The sequence below is a fragment of the Chromobacterium sp. W521 genome (genome assembly GCF_052805975.1).
Map to the genome: position 1 here is coordinate 233,035 of NZ_JBRBAF010000004.1, position 13,252 is coordinate 246,286.

Sequence of the window (13,252 nt, forward strand, 5' to 3'; positions counted from 1 at the left end):
CATTCCTTGACCTGAAGCGATTTATGGCGCCTGTTGCGTTAGCGCACCGGCGCGTTTGATTTTGCGCAAACTCGTCTATACGAGTATTGACACAACTCGTCTGTACCAGTTAGCGTGCCATCAGCATCGGCGGCGCTTGCCAATACCGCCGCCAGGTTTGATAACGGGCTAGACGGCGCAGACCGGCAGGCCGAGAGATACAGGGACCCTCAGATGAGCCACGATTACCAGAAGATCGCCGCGCGGATACTCGAAGCGGTGGGCGGCCGCGACAACCTGCAACAGGCCGCGCACTGCATTACCCGGCTGCGCTTGTCCTTGAAGGACGAAAGCCGGGTGGACCAGGAGGCGCTGCGCCAGGTGGAGTTGATCAAGGGTCAGTTCAGCCACGGCGGCGTGTTCCAGATAGTGATCGGCTCCGGCGACGTGGACCGGGTCTACCAGCCCTTGATCGAGCTGGCGGCGCTGCAACGCGCCACGGTGGCCGAGGTCAAGTCCAGCGGCGATCAGAAGCAGGGTCGTTTGCAGCAGCTGGTCAAAGTGTTCTCCGATGTGTTCATGCCCATCCTGCCCGCCATCATCGTGGCCGGCCTGCTGATGGGGCTGAACAATCTCCTGGGCGCCAAGGGCATGTTCATCGACGGCAAGAGCCTGCTGGACGCCTACCCGGGCCTGGACGGGGTGTGGGGGCTGATCAATATGATGGCCAACACCTCCTTTGTGTTCCTGCCGGCGCTGGTGGGCTGGTCCGCTGCCAAGCGCTTTGGCGGCAGCGAGGTGCTGGGCATCGTGCTGGGTCTGCTGCTGGTGCATCCGGATCTGCTCAACGCCTGGAACTACGGCAAGGCCGCCGCCGGGCTGGATGGCGCGGCGCTGCCGTATTTCGATGTGCTGGGCTGGTTCCGCATCGAGAAAGTGGGTTATCAGGGCCAGATCCTGCCCATCCTGGCCGCCACCTGGGTGATGTGTAAGGTGGAGCTGTGGCTGCGGCCGCGGGTGCCCAATTCCATCCAGTTGCTGGTGGTGCCCATCGTCACCATCGTGGTGAGCGGCGTGCTGGCGCTGGCTGTGATTGGTCCGGTGGCGCGCCACCTGGGCATCGCCATCACCGACGCGCTGGTTTATGTGTTCAACCTGGCGCCGCTGCTGGGCGCGATGTTGTTCGGCGCCTTGTACGCGCCGCTGGTGTTGACCGGCATGCACCATATGTTCATCGCGGTGGATCTGCAGCTGATCGCCAATCAGGGCGGCACCTTCATCTGGCCGATGATCGCCTTGTCCAATATCGCCCAAGGCAGCGCCGCGCTGGCGATGTTCTGGCTGGCGCGCGCCAGCAATGAGAAGAGCATGGCGTCCACTTCGGCGATTTCCGCCTTCTTCGGCATCACCGAGCCGGCGATGTTTGGCGTCAACCTGCGCTACAAGCTGCCGTTCTACGCGGCGCTTGTCGGCTCGGCGCTGGCGGCCGCCACCATCACCCTCAGCCACGTGCGTGCTTCGGCGATCGGCGTCGGCGGCTTGCCGGCCTTCATCTCCATCATCCCGCAGCAGATTCCGATGTTCATGGTGGGCATGGTGGTGGCCCTGGTGGCGCCGTTCGCTCTGACCTGGGTATTGGCGCGCCGCCAGTTGCCGCAGTCCTGATACGAAAGCCGTTCCGATGAAGAAGAATCTGAAATCCGCGGTGGTGTACCAGATCTACCCCAAGAGCTTTTACAGCCACCACGGGGCGGCCACCGGCGATTTGCTGGGCGTGGCGGACAAGCTGGACTACCTGGCCTGGCTGGGGGTGGATTATATATGGCTGACGCCGTTCTATCGTTCGCCGCAGCGCGACAACGGCTACGACGTCAGCGATTACTACGCGATCGATCCGGCTTACGGCAGCATGGCCGATTTCGAGCTATTGCTGGCCGAGGCCCGGCTGCGCGGCATCGGGGTGATGCTGGACATCGTGGTCAACCATACCTCCACCGATCACCCCTGGTTCCGTCAGGCGTTGCAGGGCAGGGACAATCCCTATCGAGACTTCTATATCTGGCGGGACAGGCCCAACAACTGGCGCTCCAAGTTCGGCGGTTCCGCCTGGGAGCGGGACGAGGCCAGCGGTCAGTATTATCTGCACCTGTTCGACAAAACGCAGGCGGACCTGAACTGGGACAACCCGGCGGTGCGGCGCGCGGTGTTCGACATGATGAATTTCTGGGCGGATAAGGGCGTGTCCGGCTTCCGGCTGGATGTGATCAATCTGATCTCCAAGGATCCGGCTTTCTCCGAGGACGACAGCGACGGCCGCCATTTCTACACCGACGGCCCGCGAGTGCATGAGTACCTGCAGCAGATGCATCGCGAAGTGTTCGCCGGCCGGGATTTGATGACAGTGGGCGAGATGTCGTCCACCTCGCTGGAACATTGCGTCGCCTATTCGCACCCCGAGCGGCGCGAACTGTCGATGACCTTCAATTTCCACCATCTGAAGGTGGATTATCCGGACGGCGAGAAGTGGCGGGCCGCGCCCTTCGACTTCATCGCGCTCAAGCGCATTCTGTCTGACTGGCAGCGCGGCATGCACGAGGGCGGCGGCTGGAACGCTCTGTTCTGGTGCAACCACGACCAGCCGCGAGTGGTGTCGCGCTTCGGCGACTCCGGCCGCTACCGCGTGGAGTCCGCCAAGATGCTGGCGTCCACGCTGCACGGCCTGCAAGGCACGCCCTACATCTATCAGGGCGAGGAAATCGGCATGGCCAACCCCGGTTTCTCCGACATCGAAGACTACCGAGACGTGGAAACCCACAATGCTTATCGCCAGTTGCTGGCTAGCGGCCTGGACCGCGAGCAGGCGATGGCGGCGATCCGGCAGAAGTCGCGCGACAACTCGCGCACGCCGATGCAATGGGACGACAGCCGCTTCGCCGGCTTCTCGCGGCGTGAGCCGTGGATAGGGCTGGCGCCGGACGCGGCGACGGTGAACGTCGCCGCCGCGCGTCGCGATCCGGAATCGGTGCTGCAGCACTACCGGCGCTTGATCGCGCTGCGCAAGCAATACCCGATCTTCAGCGACGGCGATTACCGCTGCCTGACGCCGGACGATCCGGCGCTGTGGGTCTACGCGCGGACCGGCGAGCGCGAGAAGCTGTTGGTGATCAGCAATTTCAGCGCCGAGGAGCGAGATTACTCGCCGCCGGCCGACTACCTGAGTCCGAACCATGCCTGGCAGTTGCTGTGCGCCAATTACGCCGACGCGGCGGCTCATCCCGCCCGGGCGCGGCTGCGGCCTTACGAATCGTTGATCTACCGCGCCGTTTTGAACTGAGCCTCAGAGTTTTCGAGGAGTTAATCCTCTGCGAGCTGCCGGCATTCCCGGCCGGCAGGCCGCGTTGTGCCCAAAACTAAGGGAAATGGAGAGAACAATGACTCAATTCACCCCCCGCGGCCTGGCCTTGCTGGCCTTGTCCGCCCCCCTGCTGCTGCCCGCCGCCGCGCAAGCGCTGGATTTTCACGGCTACGCCCGCCTGGGCGCCGGCGGTTCAGACAGCGGCGGCAAGCAGAGCTGCTTTCAACTGGCCGGCGCCGAAACCAAGTACCGGCTGGGCAACGAATGCGAACAGTACGCCGAGCTGGAACTGGGCCAGCAGCTATTCCAGGCCGAGAACGGCAGCAAGCTCAGCGTGGTGGGCATGGCCAGCCTGTACAACCGCAACGGCCATTCGCTGACTTTTCAGGGCGACAACGGCAATGTCCGCTTGCCGCAGGCCTACGCCAAATGGAGCGATATCCCGGAACTGAACGGCGCCACGCTGTGGGCGGGCCGGCGCTATTACAAGCGGCACGACGTGCATATCGCCGACTTCTATTTCTGGAACCCCAGCGGCACCGGTTTCGGTCTGGAGGACTTCAAATTGGGCCAAGCGCTCAAGCTCAGCTATGCCTTCTCGCGCAACGACAATTGGTGGCAGGCGGATCAGGCTAATAAGCATGATCTGCAATTGGGCGGCATCGCCGTCAATCCCGGCGGCGAGTTGACTCTGGGCCTCAGCTACATCCAGCGCGCCGGCCAGGTGACGGGCGCGAACAGCGGCTGGTCGCTCAGCGCCTTGCACGAGCAAAAAGGCGTGTTGGGCGGACGCAATCTGTTTGCGCTGCAATACGGGGTGGGGCCGGGCACCGGCCTGGGCGGCACCGGCAGTCTCGTCAGCGACAGCGGCACGCGGCGAAGCCGGCTGGTGGAGGCGCTGGACTGGCAAGCCACGCGAGAGTTCGGCGGCCAGTTGATGCTGGCCTGGCAACGCGACGCGCGGCCGGACGGCGGGCAGACCTGGTGGTCGGCCGGCGCGCGGCCGGTCTACGCCTTTGGCGAGCGCTTCAAGCTGGCGGCCGAAGTGGGCTTCGACCGGGTCAAGGCCGCCGATGGCCAAGTCCGCACTCTGAGCAAGTTCACCATCGCGCCGACGCTGGCGCTGGACAAGGCGTTCTGGAGCCGGCCGGAACTCCGTTTCTTCTATACCTACGCGCGCTGGAACCGCGCCGCCCAGCAGGCGGCCGCGCCCGGCTCGACTTTGGCCGACGGCGGCGCCTTCGGCCATGCGCTGAGCGGCTCCACCTTCGGGGTGCAGCTGGAACACTGGTGGTGAGCAATGTTTGAGCGCAGCGGGCGAGGTCCATCAAATTTTTTGAATGTCTCGCCCGGATAATTGATCTGTCGATCCCGCCCGGCGGCTGTTAGATTGCCTGTCTGAAGCTAGACGGGAGGGACTATGCCGGACATCAACGCTCTATTTCGGGCTCGCATCGGCTGGGATGCGCAGCGGCCACTGGCCTTCGAAGACATTGACGCTTTGTTGCGCGAGACGGCATTGAGTCTGCCGTTTGAAAATCTGAGCCTGTTTCAGGGTGGTCCCGAACCGATCAGCGAGCGGGGCTTGCTTGAAAAAATCGCGCTACGCGACGAAGGGGGCCTGTGTTACGAGCTCAACCCCTTGCTCTATCTGTTCCTGCGCCGCAACGGCCTGGAAGCCAGCCTGATCCGCGCCACGATCTTCGACGAGAACAGCCAGGACTGGCTGCCGCTGGGCGGCACCCATGTCGCCATTCTGTTGTGGCACCAAGGTCAGGGCTATTTGCTCGATTGCGGCTACGGCCTGAAGCAACCGCTGCGCATGGTGCCGCTGTGCGGCGAAGTGGCGCGCTCCGCCAACGGCGACTACCGGGTGGCCTGGCCGGCCGGCGCCGGCTTCGCGCAACTGGAACGGCGGCCCCCGGGTGAGGGCGAGGGCTGGCGCATCGCCTACGGTTTTGACCTGGACGATGAGATTGCCGATTGCGGCGCGCTGAGCGAGATCCAGCGCCGCATCGCCGAAGACCCGCGCTCGCCGTTCAACAAGACCCGGCTAATGGCCTTGCTGACCGCCGAAGGCAGCCGGGTACTGACCGAGGAGACGCTGACCGAGACTCGCAACGGCAGGCAATGTCGGCTGGCCCTGGCCCCGGGCGAGTTTGAGACCTTCCGCCGTCTGTTCACCCGGCGTTTCAGCAAGTTGCCGGCTTAAGCGGCGAGGGCTTGCCGCCAGCGCCCGGACAGGTACACTGGGCGCTGGTCCATTCCTTCAAGGGGAGCTTAGCCGCTATGTCCGCCCTGTTACGCGCCGCCCGTCGTTTTGCCCCGACCCGCATGCTGCTGGCCCGTCCACGACTGGTGGGGGCCGCCGCCGTCGGCCTGCTGGCTTTGCAGACGCTGCCGTGGCTATTGCCGTTGCAGGACATCACCCGCTACATCGTGGCGTGGAACATCGGCGTGCTGCTCTACTTGGCGCTAGTGGCCTGGATGATGTTCAGCGAGGGTCGCCAGCATATTCGTCATTGGGCCAGGCTGGAGGACGAGGGGCAGACGTTGGTGATGACGCTGGCCGTGCTGGCGGCGATGGCCAGCCTGGCCGCCATCGTGCTGGAACTGGCGGTCGTCAAGGACCTGCACGGCTGGCCGCGCGCCGGCCACGTCGCGCTGGCCATCCTGACCATTTTTTCCTCCTGGGCCTTCATCCACGTGATGTTCGCGCTGCATTACGCGCGCGCTTATTACAACGCTCACGCGCGCGGCCTGGCTCCTGGCCTGGAGTTTCCCGGCAAGGAAGAGCCGGATTACGGCGACTTCCTCTATTTCGCCTGCATTATCGGCACGTCCGGGCAGACCGCCGATGTTAGCTACACCACCAGCGCCATGCGCAAGGTGGGCACGCTGCATTGCGTGCTGTCCTTCTTTTTCAACGCCACGGTGTTGGCCTTGATGATTAATATCGCCGCCGGCCTGATCTGATGCCGGCGCGCAGCGAGACCCCATGTTGAACGCTTTGAAATTGTTGTTGTTGTTCGGCCTGACCGCCGTGGCGGAAATCGTCGGTTGTTACTTGCCCTGGCTGTGGCTGCGCAAAGAGGGGCCGTGGTGGTTGTTATTGCCGGCGGCGCTGGCCTTAATGCTGTTCGTCTGGCTGCTCAGCCTGCACCCGGCGGCGGCGGGCCGGGTTTATGCCGCCTACGGCGGCGTCTACGTGGCGGTGGCGCTGTTGTGGCTGTGGCTGGTGGACGGCATCCGGCCCAGCGCCTGGGACATGGCTGGCGCGGCGGTGGCCTTGTGCGGGATGGCCATCATCATGCTGGCGCCGCGGCCGGGCTGAGAACCAGTTTATGATCCGCCGCATTGCGCGGCGGCATGAAAAAACCGGGCTTGGGCCCGGTTTTTTTTGACGGCGGCGCGATTCAAACGGACGGAGGCAGCGTGTCGGCGAAGGACGGCCGCGTCATCAGCCGCTCCAGCAGGCTGGCCAGATTGGGGTGGCTGTCGCGCCAGTCTATTTCCGGGAAGCGGAAGTCCAGATAGCCCAGGCAGGTGCCGACGGCGATGTCGGCCAGGCTGTAGCCCACGCCGTTGCACCACTGGCGGTCGGCCAGATCGGCGGCGAGCGCGGCCAGGCCGCGGTCTATCTTGCCGCGTTGGCGGGCGATAGCTTCCGGCATCTGCTTGTCGTCCGGGCGGCGTTTTTCCAGCACGATGGCCACCGCGGCGTCGACGATGCCGTCGGCCAGCGCTTCCCAGCGCCGAGTGGCGATCAGCAGGCGGTTTTCCTGGGGAAGAATGCGCGATACCGGCGAGATGTTATCCAGATACTCGGCGATGACGCGCGAGTCGTAGAGCGTCGAGCCGTCATCCAGTTCCAGAACCGGCACCTTGCCCAGAGGATTGTAGTCGCCAACGCGGGTGTCCGCGTTCCATGGCACGTCTTCCTCCAGCGGGCAGTCTATTTTCTTTTCGGCCAGCACGATGCGCACCTTGCGGGCGTAGGGGCTGGTCAACGAGGCGATCAGTTTCATGTTTCGGGTCGTTCTGGATGATGGCAGGCGAAGTGCTCGCCGGACGGATAAGGCCCGGCGAGCGACTACTTTAGCGCAATGCCGTGGCGGCTGGAAGGCTTACTTCAACTCCACCTTGCCGCTGACTTGCAGTTGCAGTTGAGATTGTCCTGGCTGCAGGTCCGGTTGCGCCACTTCCGCGTTGGCGGCCATGCCGGCGGCCTTCATCATCATAGGCGGACGAAAGATGGGCGACTGGCTTCCAATATCCAGTTCCTTGATATTGCTGACATTTTTCCCGATGGCCTTGGCGGCGATCTTGGCTTGGGCTTCCAGGTTGGCGATGGCTTCCGGCAGCATGCTCTGTTCCGCTTCCTTGCGCGCCTGGTCGGATACGCTGAACTGCAGCCCTTGCAGCAATAGGTTCTGTTGCAGTTTGGCCATCAGTTCGGCGGCCTGGGCGAAATCGCGGCTTTTCAGCTGGATTTCCACCCGGCCTTGCCAGCCCTGGATCTTGCCGTTTTTGTCGTAATTGGGCCAGGTGTTGTAGCCGCCGCTGGACAACTGCACTTTGGTATAGGTTTTGCCCAGAGCGATGCCCTGGGCGGCGGCCTTGTTCAGGCGGTCGGCCAACACCGCCGGCTGAGCGTTGCTCAACTGCTGGTAGAAGGTGGCGCTGATCTGGTCGTTGGGCACTTCACGCTGGGCGCTGGCGGACAGATTGAGCTGGGTGGCGTCGGCCAGGGCCGGGGCGGCGCTGACGGCGAGCAGGGTTCCTAAGCTGGCAAGCAAGAGAGTCTGTTTGTTCATGTGTCGATTCCCATGACATTGTTGTCTTGATCGGAAAAGTCCGATTCGCAGTGTGTAGGCCCATCATGCCCGAGAAAAGTTTCCGACGGCATACTGTCCTTCGGCCAGTTCTATCCGGTTGCGGCCGTTACGTTTGGCCCGATAGAGCTGGCTGTCCGCGGCGCGGAACAGGCTGGACAGGCCATCATAGGGCTGCTGGCTGGTGCTGGCGACGCCAATGCTGACGCTGATGCGCAAGGGCGGGGCGGCTGAGGTAGGTTGCGGCCGCAGATCGGCCACCGCTCGCATGAGGCGTTGGGCTGCCGCGTGAGCGTCGTGCAAGCCGGTGCGCGGCAGCAGCATCACGAATTCCTCGCCGCCGTAACGGCCCACTATGTCGCCGGCGCGCGCTTGGGCGCGCAGACAGGCGGCCAGTTGTTGCAGCACCAGATCGCCGCATTGGTGGCCGTGGCGGTCATTGATGCTTTTGAAGTGATCGACGTCCAAGAGCAGCAGGGCCAGCGGCTTGCGCTCGCGCTAGGCGCGGCGGCAGGCGGCCTCGGCCAGTTCGCGGAAGCCGCGCTGGTTGAGCAGATTGGTCGGGCCGTCGTGACTGGCCTGGTGCTGGGTCCGTTCCAGCGCGCGTTCGTAGCAGATGTACAGCGCGCACAAGATGAAGCTGAAACTAAGCCAGTGCATGCCTAGAGAACTGAGCATGGAAAAGCTCATGGAGTCGGCGTTGTAAACGTTGCCGGCCCAGATGGCGTGCACGATGCGCGCCAGCGCCAGCAGGGCATAAAGCAGGCTGACCGCCAGCGCCATTTTGCGACCGGCGCCGGCGATGCGGGAGTGTCCAGGCCATAGTTCGCGGGCGGCCAGCAGCCAGGCGACCAGATAGACCAGGCAGATCGCGATGGTGCGCTGTCCCATATCGGCCGGGCCGGCTTGAAGATAGGCGGCCATGCCGGCGGCAACCAGCAACAGGCTTTGCCAGACGCGCGGACTTTTGCCGTTCAGATGGCGGATGCCGCAGAGCGCGAGGGGATGAAACAGCATCCACAGCAGATTGTTGAATACCAGTTGCGGCCATGGCGGCAGGCCGATGGGCAGCAGGCTGAACATGCCGCCCAGGCTGACGCTGGCGCCGGCCGCGCAGAAATACAGGAAGGCCCGCTCACCGCGGTTGCGCAGCCAGAACATCGTGATAATGGCGGTCAGCGCCAGGCCGTAGCCGGTGGTGCTGAGCACGGTGGCCTGGAAGTCGAGGATGCTTTGCATGTGGGGTCTGTTCAAAGTCTGCTGTGCGTCGTGAAACCTCGCGCGGCGGGCGCGGCGTCTTGTCTCGCGAGCGGTGGCCAGAGCTTGAACAGATGACTGGCGGGCGCGCTTTGCAAGGTGAATTATGACAAGCGGCCCATGATAGGGCCGTTGTCCATGAGCTTCAATCCGCAAAGCTACGCAGCCAGGCTGACAAATCCCGACATTCACGCCGTCGGGATCCATTTGTCCTGTCAGGCCAGGTATTCGTATCCAGGCAGCGTCAGGAACTCGACAAAATCGTCAGAGGTGGTCAGCAGGTAGAACATCGCGGCGGCATCGTCGTACTGGCGGGTCCAGCGCGCGCCGTACTCGGCCTTGAGCTTGGCCACTTCCGCCGCGTGCAACTGGTGGAACAACTCGGCTGTTACTTTGCGGCCGTCGTCCAGCACGCCCTTGGGGCTGCGTATCCATTGCCAGATCTGAGAGCGGGAGATCTCCGCGGTGGCGGCGTCTTCCATCAGGTTATGGATGGGAACGCAGCCGTTGCCGGAAATCCAGGCGCCCAGGTACTGGATGCCCACATTGATGTTCATCGCCAGTCCGGCTTCGGTGATCGGCGCTTCCGGGCGGAAGTCCAGCAGTTCGGCGGCGCCGACCTGAACGTCCGGCCGTTGTTTGGCGATCTGGTTGGGCGCGTTGCCCAGCACTTTGCCGAAGGCCTCGGCGGCGATGGGGACCAGGCCGGGGTGGGCCACCCATCCGCCGTCGTAACCGTCGGCGGCGTCGCGCTCCTTGTCCGCCCGGACGCCGGCCAGCGCCTTCTCATTGGCCGCCGGATCGTTCTTGATCGGGATCAGCGCCGCCATGCCGCCTATCGCCGGCGCCGCGCGGCGGTGGCAAGTCTTCAGCAGCAGCAGCGCGTAGGCGCGCATAAAGGGCACGGTCATGGTGATCTGTGCGCGGTTGGCCAGACAGAAGTCGCGGTTCTGACGGAATTTCTTGATGCAACTGAAAATATAGTCCCAGCGGCCGGCGTTGAGGCCGGCGCTGTGCTCGCGCAGTTCGTACAGAATTTCGTCCATTTCGAAAGCGGCGAGTATGGTTTCGATCAGTACCGTGGCCTTGATCGTGCCCTGCGGGATGGACAGCTCCTGTTGGGCGAACACGAATACCTCGTTCCACAGCCGCGCTTCCAGATGGCTTTCCATCTTGGGCAGGTAGTAATAGGTGGCGCTGCCCACGCTGCGCAGATAGGCGATGTTGTGGAAGAAGGACAAGGCGAAGTCGAACAGCGCGCCGGAGACGATGTCGCCGTCCACCTTGACGTGTTTTTCCATCAGGTGCCAGCCGCGCGGACGCAGCAGCAGGGTGGCGGTATCGGCGTTGAGCCGGTACTGCTTGCCGTCGGGGTTGGAGAAGGAGATGGTCTTGCGGTAGGCGTCGCGGACATTGATCTGGCCGTTGATCTGGTTGTCCCAGCTGGGGCAGTTGGAGTCCTCGAAATCCGCCATGAAGCTCTTGGCGCCGGAATTGAGCGCGTTGATCATCATCTTGCGGTCTACCGGGCCGGTGATTTCCACGCGGCGGTCCAGCAAATCGTCCGGCAGCGGCGCGATCTTCCAGTCGCCGGCGCGTACGGCGGCGGTTTCCGGCAGGAAGTCCGGCAGCTTGCCCGCGTCCAGCTCGGCTTGGCGCGCGGCGCGGGCGGCCATCAGTTCACGGCGGCGAGGTTCGAAGCGGCGGTGCAGCTTGGCGACGAAGGCCAGCGCGTCGTGGCTGAGGATGTCGGCGTAGGCCGGGGTGAGCGTTGCGAGGATTTCGATCCCCTGAGGAAGCGTGGCTGCCATGTTGGGACTCCTTTGCAGTGTTGGCCGGGGCGGGAGGCGCCCGCGTTTGGACCTGGGACAATGAAACGGGACCTGGCTAGTCTAGCTAGGCAAAGCATAAAAAAAAATGCATATATAGACATATCATCTTTTACTTTTTGTTAGCTAATCGTGGGGCGGCCTGAATGTTGAAACAAATGGAGACCTTCGTCGCCGTGGTGTCGCAGGGCAGCTTGTCGGCCGCCGCGCGCCAGGAGGGGGTGGTGCCAGCCATCATTGGCCGGCGCATCGACGCGCTGGAGAATCGGCTGGGCGTCAAGCTGCTGACCCGCAGCACGCGCAGCCTGGCCTTGACTCAGGAGGGGGCGGCCTTTTTCGAAGACTGTCAGCGCATCCTCGCCGATCTTGAAGACGCGGAGGCGGCGGTGGCTTCCGGCAGCGGCCGCGCGCGAGGTCATTTGCGGGTTTCGGCGCCGGCCGGTTTCGGCCGCAAGCACGTGGCGCCGCACATCGCGGGCTTTCAGCAACTTCACCCGGACGTGAAGGTGACGCTGGATCTGTCTGACCGCTTGGTGGACCTGCAGCGAGACCGCATCGACTGCGCAATCCGCATTTCAGACCTGGCGGATTCCTCGTTGGTGGCGATCCGGCTGGCGGAGAACCGTCGCGTGGTGGTGGCGGCCCCGGCCTATCTGGCGCGTCACGGTTTGCCGCTCCGGCTGGAAGACCTGGCCGAGCACAACTGTCTGTCGCTGGGGGAGAGTCAGAGCCGCGGCTGGGCGTTTCGTCGCGAGGGCGAGGCGGTGAACCTGCGCGTGTCCGGCCGGCTGGAGTGCAACGACGGCGCGGTGTTGCACGACTGGGCGTTGCAGGGCTTGGGTTTGGCCTGGCGTTCGCTGTGGGAAGTGAAGGACGATCTATCCGATGGCCGCTTGGTGACGGTGCTGGACGAGTTCTCCGCGCCGGACTATCCGGTATGCGCGGTGGTGCCGCAGCGGCGCTTGCTGCCGGCGCGTGTGCGGCACTTCGTCGACTATCTGCGGTCAGTGTATGCTGACGCGGCTTATTGGAATTGAGGCGATGAAGATGAAAACAGCGATGGTGGCGCTCCTGGCGGCGCTGGCCGCCGCTCCGGCCTGGGCCGGCGCGGGCACGGTGGGGCTTAGCTGCCTGCCGTCGGCCGGCGCCGGCGTGGACATGCGCGAATGGCTGCTGGATCGGCTGGCTTTGAAGGGCGCGGCAGTGGATGAGACGCGGCCTCAATGGAAGCTGTGTTTCAAGCAAAGCCAGCAGCGCCAGGTGTATTGGCCGGCGGACGGTTGGTATGCCGGCGGCTGGCGAGATTGGCGCTACGGCGGCGGCATGTACTGGTCGCCGGACTATCAGGTGAGAACAGTGCGCACGTTGGCGCTGGAAGTGGTCAACAGCGCGGACGGCGCGGTGTTGTGGCAGGGCCAGCAGGAGTTGGGCGATGGGGACAACGGGCGCCAGCAATTGGAGAACGCGGCGCGCAAATTGATAGATTTGATGCCATTGCCATGATTTGTTTTGCGCTATGATGACGTGCAGGGTTTGCCAATGGCGTGCTATATGGGGTTTCCCGTATTGCCGGCCTCAGGCCCTGCGGTACTATCGCATTCTTCCCCGGCATGAACTGCGTGGATCGGCGGCTAGTCAAGAACGGCGAACAAAATCAGCGTAGCGTCTGAGAACCGGTTCAATATCTGCTGTGCGTTGGCGATACAGCGTCGAAATCAGCTTAGAAATGCTTATGTACTTGTGTACATTCCGCGTTCTTAGCCATTTTCGCCTTGTCTCGCCCTTGCTCGCTGGATTTTGAACAGCTTCTTAAGGCAAGGCGCGTCGACGAAGATCGTACACAGAGTACGGCGAGTCGACGCAACGCCGCATCAGGATTTTGTCGTGCCGTTTTAAGCCGACGGCGGACAGGACAGCAGGGGAGAGGACACAACAGATCATACAGGCCCCATCCGAGTATGAAGCGCCCGCCGGGACAGCGGGCGCTTTGTCGTTGT

Annotated in this window: 12 protein-coding genes and 1 pseudogene; 8 read left to right on the plus strand and 5 right to left on the minus strand. The window is 63.6% G+C overall.

Features of this window, described 5'->3' with window-relative positions:
• Positions 1–213 precede the first annotated feature (213 nt).
• The 6 genes from treP (at position 214) to ACUXV1_RS07665 (ending at position 6,668) form a co-directional block, all read left to right on the plus strand.
• Positions 214–1,644 carry a PTS system trehalose-specific EIIBC component gene (gene treP, locus ACUXV1_RS07640; RefSeq protein ID WP_043591953.1) on the plus strand — a complete coding sequence of 477 codons (1,431 nt, stop codon included), beginning with the start codon at positions 214–216 and terminating at the stop codon, positions 1,642–1,644.
• A 16-nt stretch (positions 1,645–1,660) separates the two neighbouring features.
• A complete protein-coding gene (treC, locus tag ACUXV1_RS07645; RefSeq protein ID WP_114152569.1) occupies positions 1,661–3,313 on the plus strand; it encodes an alpha,alpha-phosphotrehalase in 1,653 nt (550 codons plus the stop codon).
• Between the two features lie 97 nt (positions 3,314–3,410).
• Positions 3,411–4,631: a maltoporin gene (locus ACUXV1_RS07650; RefSeq protein ID WP_019104242.1), complete on the plus strand. Its 1,221-nt coding sequence runs from the start codon at positions 3,411–3,413 to the stop codon at positions 4,629–4,631.
• A gap of 123 nt (positions 4,632–4,754) precedes the next feature.
• Positions 4,755–5,546, plus strand: coding sequence for an arylamine N-acetyltransferase family protein (locus tag ACUXV1_RS07655; RefSeq protein WP_081554296.1), 792 nt, complete (start codon positions 4,755–4,757; stop codon positions 5,544–5,546).
• A 77-nt stretch (positions 5,547–5,623) separates the two neighbouring features.
• Positions 5,624–6,310 (plus strand): DUF1345 domain-containing protein, encoded by a 687-nt coding sequence (locus tag ACUXV1_RS07660; protein ID WP_043632523.1) that lies wholly within the window; start codon positions 5,624–5,626, stop codon positions 6,308–6,310.
• 22 nt (positions 6,311–6,332) lie between these two features.
• Complete coding sequence (locus ACUXV1_RS07665) at positions 6,333–6,668, plus strand: YnfA family protein (protein WP_114152571.1); 336 nt, start codon at positions 6,333–6,335, stop codon at positions 6,666–6,668.
• A gap of 82 nt (positions 6,669–6,750) precedes the next feature.
• Here ACUXV1_RS07665 and ACUXV1_RS07670 read toward each other — a convergent pair whose 3' ends face one another.
• From ACUXV1_RS07670 to aceB, 5 genes and pseudogenes are all read right to left on the minus strand, one after another.
• Positions 6,751–7,362 (minus strand): glutathione S-transferase, encoded by a 612-nt coding sequence (locus ACUXV1_RS07670; RefSeq protein WP_043632529.1) that lies wholly within the window; start codon positions 7,360–7,362, stop codon positions 6,751–6,753.
• A gap of 99 nt (positions 7,363–7,461) precedes the next feature.
• Positions 7,462–8,151 carry an SIMPL domain-containing protein gene (locus tag ACUXV1_RS07675; RefSeq protein WP_203389606.1) on the minus strand — a complete coding sequence of 230 codons (690 nt, stop codon included), beginning with the start codon at positions 8,149–8,151 and terminating at the stop codon, positions 7,462–7,464.
• Positions 8,152–8,214: 63 nt separating this feature from the next.
• A pseudogene (locus tag ACUXV1_RS07680) lies at positions 8,215–8,655 on the minus strand (GGDEF domain-containing protein); the annotation flags it as partial.
• A gap of 12 nt (positions 8,656–8,667) precedes the next feature.
• On the minus strand, positions 8,668–9,408 hold the full coding sequence (locus tag ACUXV1_RS07685) for a hypothetical protein (protein WP_446014856.1): 741 nt from the start codon (positions 9,406–9,408) through the stop codon (positions 8,668–8,670).
• Positions 9,409–9,641: 233 nt separating this feature from the next.
• Positions 9,642–11,237, minus strand: coding sequence for a malate synthase A (aceB, locus tag ACUXV1_RS07690; protein WP_446014857.1), 1,596 nt, complete (start codon positions 11,235–11,237; stop codon positions 9,642–9,644).
• A 164-nt stretch (positions 11,238–11,401) separates the two neighbouring features.
• On the opposite strand from aceB, the gene ACUXV1_RS07695 reads away from it, so the two are divergent.
• Both ACUXV1_RS07695 and ACUXV1_RS07700 read left to right on the plus strand, forming a co-directional pair.
• Complete coding sequence (locus tag ACUXV1_RS07695) at positions 11,402–12,292, plus strand: LysR family transcriptional regulator (RefSeq protein ID WP_043632538.1); 891 nt, start codon at positions 11,402–11,404, stop codon at positions 12,290–12,292.
• 4 nt (positions 12,293–12,296) lie between these two features.
• Entirely contained in the window at positions 12,297–12,758 is a 462-nt protein-coding gene (locus ACUXV1_RS07700; protein WP_143330137.1) for a DUF4136 domain-containing protein, read from the plus strand.
• Positions 12,759–13,252: the final 494 nt, after the last annotated feature.

What these genes read in the sequence shown, in the direction of transcription:
- treP (WP_043591953.1), top strand. Translation starts at nt 214, where the DNA reads ATGAGCCACGATTACCAGAAGATCGCCGCGCGGATACTCGAAGCGGTG.
- treC (WP_114152569.1), top strand. Translation starts at nt 1,661, where the DNA reads ATGAAGAAGAATCTGAAATCCGCGGTGGTGTACCAGATCTACCCCAAG.
- ACUXV1_RS07650 (WP_019104242.1), top strand. Translation starts at nt 3,411, where the DNA reads ATGACTCAATTCACCCCCCGCGGCCTGGCCTTGCTGGCCTTGTCCGCC.
- ACUXV1_RS07655 (WP_081554296.1), top strand. Translation starts at nt 4,755, where the DNA reads ATGCCGGACATCAACGCTCTATTTCGGGCTCGCATCGGCTGGGATGCG.
- ACUXV1_RS07660 (WP_043632523.1), top strand. Translation starts at nt 5,624, where the DNA reads ATGTCCGCCCTGTTACGCGCCGCCCGTCGTTTTGCCCCGACCCGCATG.
- ACUXV1_RS07665 (WP_114152571.1), top strand. Translation starts at nt 6,333, where the DNA reads ATGTTGAACGCTTTGAAATTGTTGTTGTTGTTCGGCCTGACCGCCGTG.
- ACUXV1_RS07670 (WP_043632529.1), bottom strand. Translation starts at nt 7,362, where the DNA reads ATGAAACTGATCGCCTCGTTGACCAGCCCCTACGCCCGCAAGGTGCGC.
- ACUXV1_RS07675 (WP_203389606.1), bottom strand. Translation starts at nt 8,151, where the DNA reads ATGAACAAACAGACTCTCTTGCTTGCCAGCTTAGGAACCCTGCTCGCC.
- ACUXV1_RS07685 (WP_446014856.1), bottom strand. Translation starts at nt 9,408, where the DNA reads ATGCAAAGCATCCTCGACTTCCAGGCCACCGTGCTCAGCACCACCGGC.
- aceB (WP_446014857.1), bottom strand. Translation starts at nt 11,237, where the DNA reads ATGGCAGCCACGCTTCCTCAGGGGATCGAAATCCTCGCAACGCTCACC.
- ACUXV1_RS07695 (WP_043632538.1), top strand. Translation starts at nt 11,402, where the DNA reads ATGTTGAAACAAATGGAGACCTTCGTCGCCGTGGTGTCGCAGGGCAGC.
- ACUXV1_RS07700 (WP_143330137.1), top strand. Translation starts at nt 12,297, where the DNA reads ATGAAGATGAAAACAGCGATGGTGGCGCTCCTGGCGGCGCTGGCCGCC.